22 protein-coding genes and 1 tRNA gene are annotated in these 17,862 nt (G+C 66.1%); 5 read left to right on the forward strand and 18 right to left on the reverse strand.

Annotated features, from left to right (window positions below):
* Positions 1–7: 7 nt before the first annotated feature.
* From DIS04_RS01130 to DIS04_RS01160, 7 genes are all read right to left on the reverse strand, one after another.
* Positions 8–583: an acyl carrier protein phosphodiesterase gene (locus DIS04_RS01130; protein ID WP_111411885.1), complete on the reverse strand. Its 576-nt coding sequence runs from the start codon at positions 581–583 to the stop codon at positions 8–10.
* A gap of 9 nt (positions 584–592) precedes the next feature.
* Complete coding sequence (locus tag DIS04_RS01135; protein ID WP_111411886.1) at positions 593–946, reverse strand: TusE/DsrC/DsvC family sulfur relay protein; 354 nt, start codon at positions 944–946, stop codon at positions 593–595.
* Positions 946–1,236 carry a sulfurtransferase complex subunit TusB gene (gene tusB / locus DIS04_RS01140; RefSeq protein WP_111411887.1) on the reverse strand — a complete coding sequence of 97 codons (291 nt, stop codon included), beginning with the start codon at positions 1,234–1,236 and terminating at the stop codon, positions 946–948. Before tusB ends, DIS04_RS01135 begins: the two co-directional genes overlap by 1 nt.
* 29 nt (positions 1,237–1,265) lie before the next feature.
* The gene (gene tusC, locus DIS04_RS01145; RefSeq protein WP_111411888.1) at positions 1,266–1,643 is read right to left on the reverse strand and encodes a sulfurtransferase complex subunit TusC; all 378 of its coding nucleotides are present in this window, start codon (positions 1,641–1,643) and stop codon (positions 1,266–1,268) included.
* Between the two features lie 13 nt (positions 1,644–1,656).
* Positions 1,657–2,049 carry a sulfurtransferase complex subunit TusD gene (tusD, locus tag DIS04_RS01150; RefSeq protein WP_111411889.1) on the reverse strand — a complete coding sequence of 131 codons (393 nt, stop codon included), beginning with the start codon at positions 2,047–2,049 and terminating at the stop codon, positions 1,657–1,659.
* Positions 2,050–2,118: 69 nt separating this feature from the next.
* A complete protein-coding gene (locus DIS04_RS01155; protein ID WP_111411890.1) occupies positions 2,119–2,787 on the reverse strand; it encodes a Bax inhibitor-1/YccA family protein in 669 nt (222 codons plus the stop codon).
* A 111-nt stretch (positions 2,788–2,898) separates the two neighbouring features.
* Entirely contained in the window at positions 2,899–3,342 is a 444-nt protein-coding gene (locus DIS04_RS01160) for an NUDIX hydrolase (RefSeq protein WP_111411891.1), read from the reverse strand.
* An 80-nt stretch (positions 3,343–3,422) separates the two neighbouring features.
* Here DIS04_RS01160 and DIS04_RS01165 point away from each other — a divergent pair.
* Positions 3,423–3,512 (forward strand) — tRNA-Ser (locus DIS04_RS01165).
* 173 nt (positions 3,513–3,685) lie between these two features.
* Positions 3,686–5,170, forward strand: coding sequence for a sodium:proton antiporter NhaD (gene nhaD, locus DIS04_RS01170; protein ID WP_111411892.1), 1,485 nt, complete (start codon positions 3,686–3,688; stop codon positions 5,168–5,170).
* A gap of 64 nt (positions 5,171–5,234) precedes the next feature.
* Here nhaD and DIS04_RS01175 read toward each other — a convergent pair whose 3' ends face one another.
* The 3 genes from DIS04_RS01175 to DIS04_RS01180 all read right to left on the reverse strand — a co-directional run bounded on the left by DIS04_RS01175 (position 5,235) and on the right by DIS04_RS01180 (position 7,714).
* Entirely contained in the window at positions 5,235–5,495 is a 261-nt protein-coding gene (locus DIS04_RS01175) for a hypothetical protein (RefSeq protein ID WP_111411893.1), read from the reverse strand.
* Positions 5,496–5,622: 127 nt separating this feature from the next.
* Positions 5,623–5,793 (reverse strand): small membrane protein YohP, encoded by a 171-nt coding sequence (locus tag DIS04_RS20355; RefSeq protein WP_162622998.1) that lies wholly within the window; start codon positions 5,791–5,793, stop codon positions 5,623–5,625.
* 214 nt (positions 5,794–6,007) lie between these two features.
* On the reverse strand, positions 6,008–7,714 hold the full coding sequence (locus DIS04_RS01180) for a potassium/proton antiporter (RefSeq protein WP_111411894.1): 1,707 nt from the start codon (positions 7,712–7,714) through the stop codon (positions 6,008–6,010).
* Between the two features lie 142 nt (positions 7,715–7,856).
* Here DIS04_RS01180 and DIS04_RS01185 point away from each other — a divergent pair, with 142 nt between their 5' ends.
* A complete protein-coding gene (locus tag DIS04_RS01185; protein WP_162622999.1) occupies positions 7,857–9,125 on the forward strand; it encodes an ABC transporter substrate-binding protein in 1,269 nt (422 codons plus the stop codon).
* A 19-nt stretch (positions 9,126–9,144) separates the two neighbouring features.
* Here the strand turns inward: DIS04_RS01185 and DIS04_RS01190 are convergent, their stop codons facing one another.
* From DIS04_RS01190 to DIS04_RS01200, 3 genes are all read right to left on the reverse strand, one after another.
* A complete protein-coding gene (locus DIS04_RS01190; protein ID WP_111411895.1) occupies positions 9,145–9,927 on the reverse strand; it encodes an alpha/beta fold hydrolase in 783 nt (260 codons plus the stop codon).
* Positions 9,928–9,969: 42 nt separating this feature from the next.
* Entirely contained in the window at positions 9,970–10,641 is a 672-nt protein-coding gene (locus DIS04_RS01195; RefSeq protein WP_111411896.1) for a 7-cyano-7-deazaguanine/7-aminomethyl-7-deazaguanine transporter, read from the reverse strand.
* 202 nt (positions 10,642–10,843) lie between these two features.
* Positions 10,844–12,754, reverse strand: coding sequence for a propionyl-CoA synthetase (locus tag DIS04_RS01200; RefSeq protein WP_111412732.1), 1,911 nt, complete (start codon positions 12,752–12,754; stop codon positions 10,844–10,846).
* Positions 12,755–13,125: 371 nt separating this feature from the next.
* On the opposite strand from DIS04_RS01200, the gene DIS04_RS01205 reads away from it, so the two are divergent.
* Positions 13,126–13,446: an ArsR/SmtB family transcription factor gene (locus DIS04_RS01205; RefSeq protein WP_111411897.1), complete on the forward strand. Its 321-nt coding sequence runs from the start codon at positions 13,126–13,128 to the stop codon at positions 13,444–13,446.
* Positions 13,447–13,465: 19 nt separating this feature from the next.
* Here DIS04_RS01205 and sohB read toward each other — a convergent pair whose 3' ends face one another.
* A complete protein-coding gene (gene sohB / locus DIS04_RS01210; RefSeq protein WP_111411898.1) occupies positions 13,466–14,506 on the reverse strand; it encodes a protease SohB in 1,041 nt (346 codons plus the stop codon).
* A 147-nt stretch (positions 14,507–14,653) separates the two neighbouring features.
* Here sohB and DIS04_RS01215 point away from each other — a divergent pair, with 147 nt between their 5' ends.
* On the forward strand, positions 14,654–14,965 hold the full coding sequence (locus DIS04_RS01215; RefSeq protein WP_111411899.1) for an SCP2 sterol-binding domain-containing protein: 312 nt from the start codon (positions 14,654–14,656) through the stop codon (positions 14,963–14,965).
* 40 nt (positions 14,966–15,005) lie between these two features.
* On the opposite strand, the gene nudC is transcribed toward DIS04_RS01215, so the two are convergent.
* Genes nudC through DIS04_RS01235 form a run of 4 tightly spaced genes read right to left on the reverse strand, consistent with a single transcriptional unit; the run spans position 15,006 to position 17,823 of the window.
* Positions 15,006–15,791, reverse strand: a complete 786-nt coding sequence (gene nudC, locus DIS04_RS01220; protein WP_111411900.1) for an NAD(+) diphosphatase — start codon at positions 15,789–15,791, stop codon at positions 15,006–15,008.
* Positions 15,778–16,542, reverse strand: a complete 765-nt coding sequence (gene dnaQ / locus DIS04_RS01225) for a DNA polymerase III subunit epsilon (protein WP_111411901.1) — start codon at positions 16,540–16,542, stop codon at positions 15,778–15,780. The genes nudC and dnaQ overlap by 14 nt, the downstream gene beginning before the upstream one ends.
* Before the next feature lie 2 nt (positions 16,543–16,544).
* The gene (gene rnhA, locus DIS04_RS01230; protein ID WP_245904447.1) at positions 16,545–17,045 is read right to left on the reverse strand and encodes a ribonuclease HI; all 501 of its coding nucleotides are present in this window, start codon (positions 17,043–17,045) and stop codon (positions 16,545–16,547) included.
* Positions 17,038–17,823 (reverse strand): class I SAM-dependent methyltransferase, encoded by a 786-nt coding sequence (locus tag DIS04_RS01235; protein WP_111411903.1) that lies wholly within the window; start codon positions 17,821–17,823, stop codon positions 17,038–17,040. The genes rnhA and DIS04_RS01235 overlap by 8 nt, the downstream gene beginning before the upstream one ends.
* Positions 17,824–17,862 lie beyond the last annotated feature (39 nt).

Raw genomic sequence — 17,862 nt, forward strand, 5'->3', positions numbered from 1 at the left:
GGCAGGCTCAGGGAGCCCCGGGCGCCACTTCCAGCGCGCCGGCGACCGCCGGCCAGAGTCGCCGGAAATCGCGCTCGAGACCGTCATAGTCCTCTTCCAGCCAGGGGACCAGCGCCGCCAGGCGATTCGGCCCCGAGAGGCGCTGGCCGATGCCGCGCACCGCATCGCAGGTAAAGGCGAAATCGGCGTAGCGGTGAAGCCAGTCCTGGGCCACCAGGGCCGGGATCATGCGTTCCAGGCGGTCCGGCGCGGGTCGGTGGCTCAGTACCCGGTAGCTGCGCATGACCAGTCGAGACGGCAGTCGATCCAGCGCGAGCTCTCGCGCCACGAAGTGATCCCACACCAGGTCGAGGGCGATTCCGGCATAGCGGCGATACTCGTCGGGAGCGCGCCTGCGCGCCGCCAGCACCGACGGGTGCGCATCGACGAAGGCATCGACCCGGCGATGGTGCCGGATGCCGCTGGCGACCTCCTCCGGCCAGGCCGAGAGATCGCTGCCCTTGACCCCATCGGCAATCAGGTTGCCGTAGAGGAAGTCGTCGCTACCGCCACGGGCAAGCCAGGCATGGGCAAGGAAGTTCATGTCACGCCGTCACAGGCAGTTGGCGGGCTTGGGCAGCCCGGCGAGGCGCGCCGCGACCTTGGCGGGACTGTCGGGAAACAGCTTCATGAGATGCAGTGAGCGGCCCTTCTCCGGCCCCAGCGCCTGGCCCACCGCCTTGACCAGCGGGCGCATCGCCGGCGATGCCCCGTAGCGTGCGTAGAAGTCGCGTATCACTTCGATCACCTCCCAGTGCTCCGCCGTCAGCTGGCGCCCATCTTCCACTGCAAGCGCTTCGGCCACGGCCGGCGTCCATTGCGACAGGTCGATGAGATACCCCTCGGGGTCGAGTGCGACCCGGGCATCGCCGACGCTCAGGTAGCGATCGATCTCGCTGGAAGCCATCAGAACCAGCTCACCGTCTTGTCGGCCTCTTCGCTCAGGGTGACGAAGCCGTCCACGTCGACAACCTGCACGCTGGCATCGCACTGACCCTCCAGTCCCCTGGCACCGAGGTCCTCGCGCAGCGCGAAGAGGCGTCCCTCGATCGTCTGGAAGTGGCGAATCTGAGCGGTCAAGGCGCCCAGTACGCCATCCTCGATCAGCAGCAGCCGATCGTCCTCTCCCATGGCAGCGAGCGCATCGCGATAGACCAGGCTCGAGCTGGGCGGTCTGTTGAGTATATGCAGGATCATGAGCGTCCTCGCATCGGCGCCAGGGCCTTTCAGAATGTCAGGACCAGCCGGTGCCCGGCAATCAGGGGGGCAATCGCACCGGCCTCGACCCCGGTGGCGGGAAGCTGCAGCTGCTGCGGAGCGAACCCGAAGCCGGCCAGCGCCACCTGGTCGTAGAAGAGCGACTCGATATCGTACATGGCCAGCATGTCGAGGGTGGCCGCGGTCCCCTTCTGTCCCAGCGGGCCTGGCCCCTGCCCCTCGACCAGCGACAGCACGCCGTCGCCCTGGAACAGCAGCGTCACCGCCTGACCGAACGCAGCAGCGACCAGTGCCGCATCGAGACCTTCGCGCAGCCAGCTGCTGCCATGCGGTGCATGACGCAGGATGACCAGCAGGTCACCGGTGGCGGGAGCGTGTGTCGGCATGGCGTTTTCCCTCCTACGGGGCGAAGGTCACCAGGCGGTCCACCGCCTGCCCCAGGTCGACCAGCTGGCCGAGCCCGGTCAGCTCGAAAGGCGACTCGACGCTGTGGCCCGACTTGCCATGACGGTCGGCTTCCCGTGGGTCGAGCAGCCCCCGCCGCAGGGCGGCGGCGATGCAGACCTGCAGTTGAGTGCCGTGCTCGGCGTGGAGCGAGCACCAGGCATCGTAGAGGTGCGGTTCGTCCTGGGGTGGTGCCGCAAGGCGAGCCGCGTTGTAGACCCCATCGTGATAGAAGAAGACGCTCTCCAGCCGGTGCCCGCGGGCGACCAGCGCCGTGGCGAAGCGCAGCGCGGAATGGGCCGCCTGGCTGCTGTAGGGAGCGCCCTCGACGAGTAGACCATAACGCATGACGGTTCCTGCCTCTCAAACGCGCAGGCCCCGCATCGGCGGGGCCTGGAGTGCCTGTCCTGGTCGGCTTCAGTCGTTGCTCATGATGCCGAGCAGCGACAGCAGGCTGACGAAGAGGTTGTAGATCGAGACGTACAGGGTGATGGTGGCGAGGATGTAGTTGGTCTCGCCGGCGCGATGCACGATCTCGCTGGTCTGATAGAGGATGGCGGCCGAGGAGAACAGCACGAAGCCTGCCGATACCATCAGCATCAGGGTGGGGATCTGGAAGACCAGGCCCGCGACCATGGCCAGGATCAGCACGATGGCTCCCGCCATCAGGAAGTTGCCCAGGAAGCTGAAGTCCTTCTTGGAGACCAGCGCCACCGCGGAGAGACCGAGGAAGGTCAGCGCGGTCATGGCCAGGGCGTTCATGATCAGTGCGGGGCCGTTGGGCAGGGCCAGGTAGGCGCTGAGGATCGGGCCGAGGGTGAAGCCCATGAAGCCGGTGAAGGCGAACGTCGCCAGCAGGCCGGCAGCCGAGTTGGCGGTCTTGTGGACCAGGAACATCAGCCCGTAAGCGCCGATGAAGAACACCAGGATGTTCATCCGCTCGACGCCCATGGCCATGGCGGCACCCGCGGTGACGGCGGAGAACAGCAGTGTCATTGCCAGTAGCGCATAGGTGTTGCGCAGCACCTTGCTGGCGCTGACCACCTGTGACGTAGGCTGGGCCACGTGTGTGTCGTGATAGGCCATTTTGATCCAGAGCTCCCTGTGATTGATCTTGGTTGATCTCTGCAGTGGACCAAGGATGCCGTCGCTTGGTTCCCGACGCAAGTCCTTAGTTCTGCAAGCCTCAACGCCTCTTCATCGGAGGTTCTCGAGTGGCAGCAGCTCGCTCGCGACCTGACGCGCGCTGGTGCACAGGCCCGGCTCGCTCCTCACCCGTGACGCGTCCAGCCAGTGGACCTCGCCCGCGTCGTCTGCCGCGACCGCGTCGCCCCGCGCCCAGCGGCAGATCACCACGACGATGATGAAATGGCTGAGCAGGCCACCTTTGTCATCATACTCCAATTGATCGATGGCGGTGTGAACACGCTGTGCCTCGGCAACGATGCCGGTCTCCTCGCGCAGTTCGCGTTCGGCGGCCTCGAACAGGGTCTCCCCCGGCTCGACCCGGCCTCCCGGCAGCGCGAGCAACCCCGCATTGGGCGCATGTCGGCGACGTACCATCAACACGCTGTGTCGATGCACCACGGCTGCCGCCACGGCCGGGATGGGCGTCGGGATCGCTCGCTCGTGGCTTGCCATCTATCCTCGCTCCTCGGCTGCGCTTGGCGAAACCCACTTGACCTCATGAGCGTAACTGGTAATATTCGCCCCCGTGAGCCGGAGGGATGGCAGAGCGGTTGAATGCACCGGTCTTGAAAACCGGCAAGGGTTAACGCCCTTCCAGGGTTCGAATCCCTGTCCCTCCGCCACTCGCACTTTTCCAGAAACCCCTGACCCGTCAGGGGTTTTTTATTGACTAAAGTCTACCCGCAAGCCGCTTATACCCCTTCTGGCGAACTGTTGCACCGCAACAGGGCATGGTAAAATTCAGGCGTTTTTCTCACCTCTCCCTGAAACCCTTACCACACAGGATTACCATCTCATGCCAACCGGCTGCTGTTCACAACCCAGGCTACGGAAGTCCTTCCGTTGGCCGAGTTTCCTATTGCTCGTATTCAGCCTGCTGCTTTTCAGTCCCGCCGCCCTGGCGGTGACCGGCAGCCTCGACCTGACCGACTCGACCGTCGGCTACCTGGCCGTTGTCATCTTCGTTCTCGCCTATGCGCTGGTCATGGGCGAGGAGAAACTCCACATGCGCAAGTCCAAGCCGGTGCTGGTGGCGGCCGGCCTGATCTGGGTCATGATCGGCTGGGTCTACGTGCAGTCTGGCATGCCCGACGAAGCCGAGCACGCGTTTCGCGAGACCTTGCTCGAATTCGCCGAGCTGATGCTGTTCCTGCTGGTGGCGATGACCTACATCAACGCCATGGACGAGCGCCGCGTCTTCGATGCCTTGCGCTCGTGGATGATCCGCAAGGGATTCAGCTACAAGCAACTGTTCTGGCTGACGGGCACCCTCGCCTTCGTGATCTCCCCCATCGCCGACAACCTGACGACGGCGATGCTGATGTGCGCCGTCGTCACCAAGGTGGCGGAAGGCGACAAGCGCTTCATCAACCTGGCCTGCATCAATATCGTCGTGGCCGCCAATGCCGGCGGCGCCTTCAGCCCCTTCGGCGATATCACCACGCTGATGGTATGGCAGGCGGGCATCGTGCAGTTCTACGAGTTCTTCACCCTGCTGGTGCCGTCGCTGGTGAACTACCTCATTCCGGCCGTGCTGATGACCTTCTTCATCAATAACCGCAAGCCGGAAGGGGTCTACGAGGACGTCTGGCTAAAGCGCGGTGCGCGGCGCATCATCCTACTGTTCCTGCTGACCATCACGACCGCCGTGGCCTGCCATACCCTGCTTCACCTGCCGCCGGTGCTGGGCATGATGACCGGCCTGGGCTACCTGCAGTTCTTCGGCTACTTCCTGCGCATGACCCTGCCGCGCTCGCTGGAGAAGAAGCGCATTCGCTACACCCGCCGCGGTGACGAACGCAAGCTGCGCCAACTGGGCAGCGTGGTGCCCTTCGACGTCTTCAACCGCGTGGCGCGGGCGGAATGGGATACCCTGCTGTTCTTCTACGGCGTGGTGGTGGCCGTCGGCGGCCTGGGCTTCCTGGGCTACCTCGGCATGCTTTCCGAGTCGCTCTATGCCGGCTGGGACGCGACATGGGCCAACATCGTGCTGGGGGTGGTATCCGCGGTCGTCGACAACATCCCGGTGATGTTCGCCGTACTCACCATGGAGCCCGACATGTCGCACGGTCACTGGCTGCTGATCACGCTGACGGCCGGTGTCGGCGGCAGCCTGCTGTCGATCGGCTCTGCTGCCGGCGTCGCCCTGATGGGCCAGGCACGCGGCAGCTATACCTTCCTCGGCCACCTGCGCTGGGCGCCTGTGATCGCTCTCGGCTACGCCGCCAGCGTCGCCGCTCACCTGTGGATCAACGCGGGCAGCTTCGCCATCAGCGGCTGATCTCGCTCGCTTCCGCCCGCTGCGCCCGGCCATGGCCGGGCGCAGCTCGTTGCAGGCTCGGGGGTCACTGCCCCAGCATCACGACGCTGGCCGGTGCGAAGAAGACCACGTAGCCGACCAGCATGCCCACGCTCGCCCCCTGCCGGCTGTGTATGCGCCCCACCAGGGCGCCGACGAAGGCAAGCAGCGTCGGTATCAGCATGCCGCCGAAGGCCAGGAAGATGTCATGGTCGGCACTCGGCGGCCAGCGCAGGATCATGAACAGAAAGGTGCCGATCACCTGGCCTGCCAGCAGGGCGAGCCACTGTCGAGCCGAGAACACCATCGCAAGCTCCCGTCCACTCTTTCGCTACCATACTCCGATAGTAGCGAAAGGAGGCCGGTTCTTGCGAAGTCAGGTTGGCTATCGAGACGGGGCAGCGCCGCCGCCCCGACCTTGAAGAAGGCTTTTTTCAGAAGATGAGCATCAGCAGGCCGATCACCACGGCCAGTCCGATGAGGAAGATGATACCGACGGTACTCGCCAGGAACTTTAACATGTGGCTCTCCTTGCCGTGGATTTCTGCACTCGGTCGAGGCAGGCAATCAAGCTGGCTCGACCTCACCCACTGTCCTGGTGACATCGGCCATGCTCTGGTACTCCTGAGGCCGGTGAGCACCCCCGAGTCCTCGCGTCATGACTACCTCCGTCAGATCCTGTTGAACGTGATGGTACCGGGGAAGATAGCTGGCCCCCACGACAGCGGCAAGCGAGGCGGCCGGCACCGTTACCCGCCCTGACAGGGTAGAACGTCACGATACTCGGCGTTGCGACGCCCTGACCGGGCATCACCGTGGCTAGTACAGGCGCAGACCGACCCGGGTCACGCGATTGCCGTCCATCTCGCTGATGACCCAGTGGATGCCGTGCCAGTCGATGTCGTCACCCACCACGGGATGGCCGCCAACTCGCAGCGAGACGAACTCGGCGAGGGTCATTTCACCCTCGCCCGGGCTCAGCGTCAGGCCGTAGACCCCGGCGATGTCCCTCATCAAGGCATCGCCGTCGAAGGTGAATGTACCGAAGAAGGCGCGTTCGCGCTTGAGCTTGGCATCGCCGCTGAAGAGCCGGTTGAGGGCCGGCAGGTCCTCGCTGCGGCCGATGACGCAGATGACATCGCCGGGCTTGAGCCGGGTGCTGCCCTTGGGATGCAGCATGGCATGCTCGCGGAAGAGCGCCGAGATCACCGCACCGGAGGGAAATCGCAGCAGGCGAATGGGCACGTCGTCGAGGTCCTGGTTGTCCACCTTGTAGACGAACATCTCGTAATCGTTCTCAGGAAGGATGCCCAGCGGCCCACGGTGATCCGGGGTGACTCCCAGCGGAACCTCCACCTTCGTCCAGCGGGCCATCAGCGGCAAGGTGCCACCCTGGATCAGCAGCGACAGCAGTACCACGGCGAACGCGACGTTGAAATAGAGCGCGGCGTTCTCCACCCCGCCGATGACCGGGAAGATGGCGAGCACGATGGGGACCGCCCCGCGCAGGCCCACCCACGAGATGAAACCGATCTCTCGCCAGCGAAAGCGGAAGAAGGGTTTCACCGTGAGCAGCACCGCCACCGGCCGGGCAACGAAGATCAGGGCCAACGCCACCAGCGAGGCCGGCAGGGCAAACTCGAGCAGCCCGGAGGGGTTGACCAGCAGGCCCAGGATCAGGAACAGGCCGATCTGGCTCAGCCAGGCCAGGCCGTCGTGCACGGGGAGGATGAAGTTGAGGTGTCGGCCCGGCTGGTTGCCGATCATCAGGCCGGTCAGGTAGATCGCCAGGAAGCCGCTCCCGCCGAGGAAGCTGGTGGCGCCGAAGACGCAGAAGCCGAGGCCCAGCGCGAGCAGCGAATAGAGCCCGGGGGCGAGGTCGAGCCAGCGCAGCAGCTTGGCGCTCAGCCAGCCGCCTCCCAGGCCGATCAGCGTGGCGAGGCCGAACTGCAGCAGCATGAACGTCAGCGTCTCGAGCGGGCCACGAATGTCTCCTACCAGCAGCTCGACCAGCAGCAGGGTGAGGAAGATGGCCATGGGGTCGTTGGTGCCGGACTCGATCTCCAGCGTGGCACTGACGCGCTCGTTGAGATGCACCCCTCGGCCGCTGAGCATGGAGAAGACCGCCGCCGCATCCGTCGAGCCGACGATGGCACCCACCAGCAGCCCCTGCACCAGGGTGAGGTCGAAGACCCACACGGCGAACAGGCCCACCAGTCCGCTGGTAACGAACACCCCCAGGGTGGCCAGCGACAGCGCGGGCTTGAAGCCGACCCGAAAGGTCTTGAGGCGGGTGCGAAGCCCGCCGTCGAGCAGGATCATGGCCAGTGCGAGGTGGCCGATCAGGAATGCCAGCGAATAGTCGTCGAACTGGATACCGAGTATCCCCTCTTCGCCGGCCAGCATGCCCAGGCCCAGGAAGATCAGCAGCAGTGGCAGCCCCACCATGGAGGAAATGCGGCTGGCCACGACGCTCAGGGCGATCAGGAAGCCGGAAAGCAGGAATAGGGTATTGATGGTGTCCATGCATGACCTCGAGCTGGAATGGCGCCATTATGCCACGAGTGCCCGGGGGGAGCAGGCGGCGACTCGGCTAGCCATGCTCGGCATGACAACGATAAACTACCTGCTTACCGAAACTTACGTATTGCCTGGAGATCTCCCATCCATGGCCAAGCCCCGCCGCAGCAACTTGGCTCGCGCCCTGGCTGGAGCGATCGCAGTGCTGTCCCTGTCGCTGCCCATCGCGCTGCTTGCCGAAGGCGAGAGCAAGAGCGTGCCCCTCCCGGTGCCCAAGCAGCTGCAGCTCGACACTCGCGTCGAGGTACCTCCCCCGCTGCTGGCCGCCGAGAGCGCGGCGCCAGGCGAAACCACGGCCGTTATCGAGGTGCCGCCGGCGGTCGAGGGGCCTGGCGTCCTCGAGGGAATGCTGCCGAGCGCGCCGTCATCCGAGCGGCCGCCTCGAGCCGAGCCGGCCGCGGAGGTCCCCAGCGTGGTGAGCGAGCCTGCCGTGCCCATCGTGCCGCCGCCCATGACCCGTCTCACCATCACTCTCGACTGGTATCTCAACGCCCAGCATGCCTCCCTGCTGGTGGCACGTGAAAAAGGCATGTTCGCGCGCCGCGGACTGGATGTGTCGCTGGTGGTGCCGGCGGATCCCAGCGTACCTGCCAAACTGCTGGCGGCGGGGCGCACCGACCTGGCGCTGGGGCGTCAGCCTCAGCTGCACCTGCTGGCCGCCAGGGGCGTACCGGTGGTTCGCGTGGCCACGCTGATCGCGGCCCCGTTGTCCGGCCTGGTGCTGAAACAGGCGTCGCAGGACGAGAGCGACGAGATATCCCTCGAGGGACTGCGCATCGGCGTCACCGATCGCGATGGGCGTGACGTCGTGCTGGCCAGCATGCTCAAGGAGCTGCTGGGCATGGCCAGGGGGCTGGAGCTGGTGGAGCTCGAGGGGGTGGGCTATTCCGCCGCCGATGCCATCCGCGAGGGGCGCATCGATGGCGTGCTGGTGCATCATCGCTACCTGCTGCCACGACAGCTGGCCGACGAGGGCGTGATCACCCGCACGCTGCCGAGCGAGGCGTTCGGGCTGCCGCCGCATGACGGTCTGATCCTGCTGGCCAATCGTGACCGGCTCAACGGCAAGCGTGATGCCGTTCACCGCCTGGTAGCGGCCCTCGAGGAGGCGGCCCTGTGGATCGTCAATCATCCCCAGGAGGCCTGGCAGCTGCTGGAAAAGACCGAACCGGCGCTCGCTGACCCCATCGGCCGGGACACCTGGTCGGACCTTCTCCCGCGTCTCTCGCTGCAACCTGCCGCGGTGGACCGCGGGCGCTACCTGCGCTTCGAGCAGTTCCTGCTTGACGCGGGAGTCATCGAGACCGCGACGCCGCTGGAGCGGCTCGCCATCGATCTGGGAACGACCGCGCCCTGAGACTCGCTGTCGATGTCGCTCAGGCAGCCAGCGAGTCCAGGAATTCCTCGACCGCCGACTGGAACGCCTCGGGCTGCTCGGCATGCAGCCAGTGGCCGGCCTCCTCGAGGGTCACCAGGCGCGCGTTGGGCAGCACCTCGCGCAGGTTCGGAAGGGCCGAATCCGGCACGTAGTGCGATTTCCCGCCCCGCAATACCAGCGTCGGACCCTCGAAGGCACCCTCCCCGGCCGGAGCCTGCATGATGTCCCGATAGCCGGCCTCGATCTGGTCGAGGCCTATTCGCAGCCTCAGCGCGCCGTTATCGCCACGCTCCAGGTTGGTGGCCAGGAACAGCCGCACGCCGCGCTCCTCGACATGCTCCGACAGCAGTGCGTCGGCTTCACGCCGATTCGTCGGCTTGCCCCGCTGGAGGTGCCGGAGCCCGGCAAAAATGGCATCGTGGCCGTGCCCATAGGCCTGCGGCGCGATATCCGCCACGATCAGCGACACCACGCGCTCGGGCGCCAGCCGTGCCAGCGTGATCACGATCTTGCCGCCCATTGAGTGGCCGAGCAGGTGCGCGCGCGTGATCTGCAGGCGGTCCATCAGGGCCAGCAGGTCGCCGGCCATCTCGCGATAGCTCATGCCTTCGGCATGGGGAGAGCGGCCGTGGTTGCGCAGGTCGACCGCCACCACCCGACGCCGGGCCTGCCACTGCTTGACGTGGGAACGCCAGTTGTCGGCGCTGCCCAGCAGGCCGTGGACCACGATCAGCGGTGGCCCTTCGCCGCCGGTATCTTGATAGTTGAGTTCGACGCTCATGCCTTCCCCCGTGGTTGGCTTGAAGATCCGTTTACCCGGCACTCAGGAGCGTTGCGGCGCCAGATCCTGCTGCCCGGTGAACTCCACCAGCCTGCGGCTCAGCCAGGCCAGCAGCACGCCGTACAAGGGCAGAAAGAACAGCAGGCTGATGGCAAGCTTGATCACGTAGTCCACCGTGGCGATCTCGACCCAGTTCGATGCCATGAAGGGATCGGGGCTGCGATGGAACGCCGCGGCGAAGAATGCTGCCGTATCGGCCAGGTTGCCCAGCACGGTGGAAACCGCCGGGGCGATCCACCAGGCCCGCAGGGCACGCAGGCGGTCGAAGACCTGGACATCGAGCAGTTGGCCCAGCACATAGGCCATGAAGCTCGCCAGCGCGATGCGGGCGACGAACAGGTTCCCTTCTCCCAGCGCTTCGAGGCCGACGAAGCTCCCGCGCGGGAAGACGACCGAGACGACATAGGAGATGACCAGGGCCGGGAACATGACCCGCAGGATGATGGCTCTGGCCGGCTCCTTGCCGAACAGCCTCACCGTGAGGTCGGTGGCGAGGAAGATGAAGGGAAAGCTGAATGCCCCCCAGGTGGTATGGAACCCGAACAGGGTGAAGGGCAGCTGAACGAGATAGTTGCTGGCGGCGATCACCAGGATGTGAAACGACACCAGCAACAGCAGGCAGCGGCGTCGCTGCGCTTCCGACAATACGAACATGGACGATTCCTTTTTGCGGCCTCGGCGAGGCCATGCGATTGACGAGGGGTGAGGGAACCCTCGCCGACACCCGAAGGGGCCGGATGCCGCAATGAGGCGGGAATTATACGTGGTGTCAGAGGCGCTGGCCAAGACGAACCATCGTCATCGAAAGGCGCGCCGTCCGATGGGCGGCGCGCCCGGGTTCGTGGGACGGCGCGGCTCAGACCTGGCGGGCCTCGTGGGCAGAGCCGACGTCGCGCTGCTTCATGGCGTCGTGGACGTCCTGCAGGCTGGCCGGGTCGTCGATGGTCGAGGGCACGCCGTACTCCTTGCCATCGGCGATGTTGCGCAGCAGCTTGCGCAGGATCTTGCCGGAGCGGGTCTTGGGCAGGCGGTTCACCACCAGTACCTGCTTGAAGCAGGCGACCGGGCCGATCTTGTCGCGCACCAGGGCGATCAGTTCGTTTTCCAGTGCGACCTCGTCGCCATCGAAGCCGTCCTTGGGGATCACCAGGCCGACCGGAATCTGCCCCTTGAGTGCATCGTGGATGCCGATCACGGCACACTCCGCCACGGCCCTGTGTGCGCCGACGACCTCTTCCATCTCCCCGGTCGAGAGGCGGTGCCCGGCCACGTTGATGACGTCGTCGGTGCGGCCCATGATGAACAGGTAGCCGTCCTCGTCGAAGTAGCCGCCGTCGCCGGTCAGGTAATAGCCCGGGAACGCCGCCATGTAGGCGCTGTGGAAGCGCTGCGGGTCGCCCCAGACCCCCACCAGGCAGCCGGGCGGCATGGGCTGCTTGATCACCACGCTGCCCTGCTCCATCGCTGCCGCCGGCTCACCGTCGCGGTTCAGCACCTGCACGTTGAAGCCGGGTACCGGCACGGTGGCACTGCCGGCCTTGGTCGGCATCGGCTCCAGCCCCTGCAGGTTGGCGGCGATCGGCCAGCCGGTTTCGGTCTGCCACCAATGGTCGATTACCGGTACCTCGAGCAGGTCGTCGAGCCAGTGGAAGGTCGGCGGATCGAGGCGCTCGCCGGCCAGGTAGAGCGCTTTCAGGCAGCTGATGTCGTACTGCTGCAGCAGGGTACCGTCGGGGTCCTCCTTCTTGATCGCGCGAAACGCCGTGGGCGCGGTGAAGAAGCTCTTGACCCGATACTGGCTGATCAGCCGCCAGAAGGCGCCGGCGTCGGGGGTCCTCACCGGCTTGCCCTCGTAGACCACCGTGGTACAGCCGCGCAGCAGCGGTGCATAGACGATGTAGGAGTGGCCTACCACCCAGCCGACGTCGGAGGCGGAGAAGAACACGTCGCCCGGCGCCACGTCGTAGATGGTCTCCATCGAATAGTGCAGCGCCACCGCGTAGCCGGCCGTGTCGCGTACGACGCCCTTGGGCTTGCCGGTGGTGCCAGAGGTGTAGAGCACATAGAGCGGATCGCTGCCCTTGACCGGCACGCACTCGGCCGCGGTGGCGCCTTGCATCAGTGCCGCCCAGTCGTGATCGTGCGGGCCCAGTTCGGCGCGCTGCTGGTCGCGCTGCAGGTAGATGCAGGCATCGGGCTTGTGTTCGCTCTGCTCGATGGCTGCCGCGATGTTCGGCTGGTACGGGATCACCCGGTCGATCTCGATGCCGCAGGAAGCCGCCACCACCACCTTCGGCCGGGCGTCGTCGATGCGCACGGCAAGTTCATGCGGAGCGAAACCGCCGAACACCACGGAGTGCACCGCTCCCAGGCGTGCGCAGGCGTACATCGCCACCAGCGCCTCCGGCACCATCGGCATGTAGATCACCACGCGATCGCCCTTCTCGACCCCGAGGCCCTTCAAGGCGCCGGCGAACAGCGCCACCTCGTCGCGCATCTGGCGGTAGGTCAGGGTGCGCTTGCCGCCGGTGACCGGCGAATCCCAGTACAGGGCCGGCTGATCGCCGCGCCCCTGGGCCACATGGTGATCCAGGGCGGCGTGACAGATGTTCGTCTCCCCGTCGGTGTACCAGCGGGCGTGACCCTGTTCGTCGTATTCAAGCATGGTGGCGGGCGGCGTGAACCAGGGGATGCGTTTTGCCTGGTCGGCCCAGAAGGTTTCCGGCTGCTCGATGGAGCGTTGGAATTCGGTTTTGTAGGTTGTCATGTCGGTGTGGTCCGGCATCGCAGAGAACTTGGATTGTTGACACTTTAGAGGTTTCTACCAAGTTTTCCTTCATACCATCGGCTAATTCAGCCGATATCCTCGACGAATGCTTTTGGAGAGCGCCAAATTGTCGACAACATCGGGATGAAAGGTGGCGGGTATCGTGATGAAAAGTTGATTCTCCGTTTGACAGTCGCGGAGTCACTATCAATGATGACTAAATCAGCAATGCCAATGACCAAACTTGGGCACTGCCGGATCGCATCGTCTGCGGCAGTTGGTTTGCGCTCTCTGTCGTGGGACGAGGTAGCCGCCCGAAGCCGCCTGCCCGAGCCAGCACCTGGCCCGGGCAGCAACACGGGGAGATCATCATGAGCACCTCGCACAGCGCTGCATCCCGCCTTCTCCAGGCCGGCAACCCGGCCATCGACCAGGCCACCGCGCTCCTGAAGGCCCTGGCGAACGACAACCGGCTGCGGATCCTGTGCCTGCTGGATGGCTCCGAGCTGTCCGTCACCGAACTCAACCAGCGGCTGGCCTTGAGCCAGTCCGCGCTGTCCCAGCACCTGGCGATCCTCAGGCGTGAAGGCCTGGTGTCAACGCGCCGGGCATCGCAGACGATCTACTACTCGTTGCAGGGCAAGCAGGCACGCGAGATGATCGGAGCGCTGGTCAGGCTGCAGGAGGCGTGACCAGCCTAGCGAGGACGGCTCAACGCTTCTCCCAGCGGCTGGCATCGAGTCGCTCCAGCAGCCGCTCGACACCCCCCTCCACGCCCTCTCGGACGGCTATGCCGAGCCGCTTGCCCATCGGCTGCCGCGCCTCCAGGCGCACGCTGACGACCCGCGCCTCCTCCATCCGCGTCACCAGGTAGGCCTCGCTGGTACCCAGCGCGTCCACCAGGCCTTTCTCCAGGGCGTCCTGTCCATACCACACCTCCCCCGTCGCCACCGCCTCGATGTCCAGCGCCGGGCGCCGCTTCGCCACGTGGCCCTTGAACAGCTCGTGTATGTGCTCGAGGTCCGACTGGAACTTCTCCCGTCCCTCCTCGGTGTTCTCGCCGAACACGGTCAGGGTGCGCTTGTACTCGCCCGCCGTGAGCAGCTCCACATCGACATCATGGCGCTTGAGCAGGCGATGCACGTTGGGCAGCTGGGCCACGACGCCGATCGAGCCGAGCACGGCGAACGGGGCGGCACGCAGGTGGTTTGCGGCACATGCCATGAGGTAGCCGCCGCTGGCCGCCACCTTGTCCACGCATACCGTCGTCTTGAGCCCCGCCTCGCGTAGCCGGTCGACCTGCGCGGCCGCCAGCCCGTAGGCATGCACCAGGCCCCCCGCCGACTCCAGGCGGATCACGACCTCGTCGCCTTCACTCGCCGCCGACGTGACGGCCGAGATCTCCTCGGCGAACCGCCCCGCCGCCGTCGCCCTGAGGTCGCCGTGAAAATCCAGGACCCATACCGTGCCGCGAGACTCGCCGGCCTGCCTGCGGGCAGCGCGTGAGCGGCTCTTGTCAGTGCGTCGGAAGGCCTTGGCCAGGCGCTTGCGCGCGCTCGGCTCGGTGGCGGCCAGGGCCAGGCGGCGGCGGCGGTACTCGAGGCGATCGTTCAGCTCCTCGACTTTCAGGCGCATGCGCTCGCCCGCCTCGTTCTTGATGCGGGCGATCACCACGACCGCCACCACGACCAGCAGGGTCAGGATCGACATCTGCAGGACGAAGCGCCCCATGTCCATCAGCCATTCGTTCACGTCGCCACTCCGTTTCCGTGTTGATCGTCCAATCGTGACCCCCGGGGCCGCCCCTGACAACGGGCTTGATTGAAACAATCGTTTGAAATAACCTCTGCCAGATGGGCCTACGCTCCCACTCGTACATCCACCACAGGAAGGATTTCCATGTCCACCTCGACATTAGACAAATTGCAAGAGCGCTTCGACCCCCAGGCAGCCCAGGGCATGGACGATGTCTTCCAGTTCCATTTCAGCGACAACGGCAGCCACTACCTGGTGGTCAAGGACGGCACTCTGTCGATCGAGGAAGGCGAGCACGACGACCCCTCCGTATCGCTCTCGATGAGCAGCGAGACGCTGAAGGGCATCATGACCGGCGAGGTCAACGGCATGACGGCGTTCATGACCGGCAAGCTCAAGGCCACCGGCAACGTGATGCTGGCGACCAAGCTGACCAGCCTGTTCCCGAATCGCTGAAGGCCGCGACGGGCCGCCTGCGGGCGGCCCGTTGGTGTTCTCAGCGCGACGGCGCGAGGCCGTCGGCAACCTCGGCAAGGTGGGTCTCGATCAGCGCCCGGGAAATGGAATAGGGGGGCGGCAGCTGCGGCAGCCGCTTGGGATGGAACCAGGCCGCATCGGCGATCTCGATGCCGTCGATGCGAATGCGACGGCTGGCCGCCTCGGCAAAGAAGCCCAGCATCAGTGCATGAGGGAACGGCCAGGCCTGGCTGCGGTAGTAGCGTATCCGCCCGATGCTGAGACCCACCTCTTCGTAGACTTCCCGATGCACCGCCTCTTCGGCCGACTCTCCCGGTTCGATGAACCCGGCCAGCGTGGAGTAGCGCCCCGGCGGGAAACGCGGGCTACGTGCCAGCAGCATGGCGTCGCCGTGGGTGACCAGGGTGATGATGCACGGCGAGATGCGCGGGTAGTTGCGATGCCCGCACTGCCGGCAATGCATGGCGAACTCGGCGTCGAGCCGGGCAGCATGTGCCCCGCAGCGGCCACAGTAGCGATGGTCGCGCAGCCAGGCGGACACCTGCAGCGCAGTGGCGATCAAGGGAAACCATGACCCGGGGAGGCGCGCCAGCCAGTCACGGCCGTCGGGCCAGTGCTCCCCGGGATGCTCCTCCACCGACAGGGCGATCGGCTCGTCGTGCCAGTAGGCCAGCGGCTGTACCGACTCGTCCCACGGTTGCGCCTGCTGGAGGGGAGTGCCATCCGGCCCGGGAGCAATGCGCCCCGCCGCCACCCGAATGAGCCTGCCGCCGCTGGCGGCCAGCGGCAGCTCACGGCGCAGCATCGCCGCTCCCTTGCGGTTGCGACATCAGCGCATCCCACTGGCAGCTTCCCGCCACCCGACGAATCTGCTCGAGCTTGGCCCGGTGGGCGGCGAGCTCCGCGTCGCCAGGGTGCAGCACGCGGAGGCTGCCGGCGGGAAGCGCCATGCGCCGGATCGACAGACCGCTGGCCATGGCCTGACTGTCGCTGCGCTCCTCGGCGTCGAGCGACAGCGCCGTCTGGCCACCGGTCATGGCCAGGTAGACATCGGCCAGGATCTCGGCATCGAGCAGGGCGCCGTGCAGCACGCGATGGCCGTTGTCGATCTCGTAGCGCTTGCACAGGGCGTCGAGATTGTTGCGCTGCCCCGGGTGTCGCTCGCGAGCCAGCTGCAGGGTATCGAGGATGCGGCAGTGTTCCGCCACCGGCCCCAGGCGCGGCTCGCCGCGCGCTGCCAGCAGCAGCTTGAATTCGTGGTCGATGAAGCCGACGTCGAAGGCGGCGTTGTGAATCACCAGTTCCGCGCCGCGGATGAACTCCCAGAAGGCATCGGCGACCTCGGCGAAGACCGGCTTGTCGACGAGGAATTCGTTGGTGATGCCGTGCACCCCGATGGCCTCAGCCTCGACCTCGCGCTGCGGATTGATGTACTGGTGATAGCTGTTGCCGGTCAGGCGTCGGTTGACGAGCTCCACGGCGCCGATCTCGATCAGGCGATGGCCCTCGCGGGGGTCGATGCCGGTGGTTTCGGTATCGAGTACGATCTGACGCATGGTTACGACTCTGGTTGGGTGGTGGTTGGCGAGCTCTCGCGGCGCCAGTGGGCATCGATGGCGGCATTGGCCAGCGCATCGGCTCGCTCGTTGCCGGGATGGCCACTGTGGCCCTTGACCCAGTGCCAATGGATACGGTGTCGGTGGGTTTCCTCCAGCAGCTCACGCCACAGCTCGGCGTTCTTGACCGGCGGCCTGCTGGCCGTCTTCCAGTTGCGCTTCATCCAGCCGTGGATCCACTCGGTGATGCCGCGGCGAAGGTACTCGGAATCGGTCCACAGCTCGACCTCGCAGGCCTGCTTGAGCGTGCGCAGCGCCATGATCGCCGCCATCAGCTCCATGCGGTTGTTGGTGGTGCAGGCCTCGAAGCCGTTCAGGGTCTTCTCGTGTCGGCCGCTGCTCAACACGGCCCCCCAGCCACCCGGGCCGGGATTGCCGCGACAGGCGCCGTCGGTGTGGATGATGACTCTGGGTAGCGGCTTGTCGGGGCTGCTGTCACTCAACTTCGGTTGTCCTTCTGCTCGGTTCCGGGACGGCACCGCCGACACGCGTGGCATGCCCCAGCGCACCACCGCCCAGGGTCCCCTGCAGCCTCAACCTGGGGCGCTGGCTCTGGGCGAGTCGGCTGCGGCGGCGGGCGTGAATGATGTAGCTGTCACCCAGCGGCACGTTGTGGCGCCGCCCCAGCGTCTCCAGAGCGGCGTTGGTCGGCGGACTGCCGGGCAGGTGGAAGCCGCAGTAGTCTACCCGCTCGACGCGGAAGTCGACAAACGCAAGCCAATCGCCCAGCTTGGCCGGCGTGCGCCAGTGCCCGCGCCACGGCAGCCGGCTGCGACGCCCGGGGGTCAGGCGGGCGAGACCGCCCAAGCCCAGCGGCATCCAGCCGAGCACGACCAGGCAACCGTCGTCCGCGGTGACCCGGGCGGCCTCCTGGAGCAGGCGATGGGGCTCGTCGACCACCTCCAGCAGGTGGTGGACGATGACCAGGTGAAGACATTCATCGGGCAGCGCGAGGGCATCGAGGGGGCACACCAGGGCCGAGGCCTTCTCGGACAGCTCGGCCGTCGGCGCCCAGCGAATGTTATGGCGTATGGGGGACATGTCGGTCAGCGACGGCCCCATGCCGAGCTCCAGGCTGTGGCCCCCGTGCAGGTTTTCGCAGATGGGTCCCAGGCAGGCCCGCTCGGCCCGCCAGTGCGCCTGACCGTCTTCGCTGGACCAGTAGCGACGCCCTTCCCGGTACAGCCGTGCCAAGGCGAGCGCTTCATGCGGGTTTGACATTGCTGACCAATACCTCCATGATCACCGGTTTTGCAGGCT

This window comes from Billgrantia lactosivorans, assembly GCF_003254665.1.
Classification (GTDB): Bacteria; Pseudomonadota; Gammaproteobacteria; order Pseudomonadales; family Halomonadaceae; genus Halomonas; species Halomonas lactosivorans.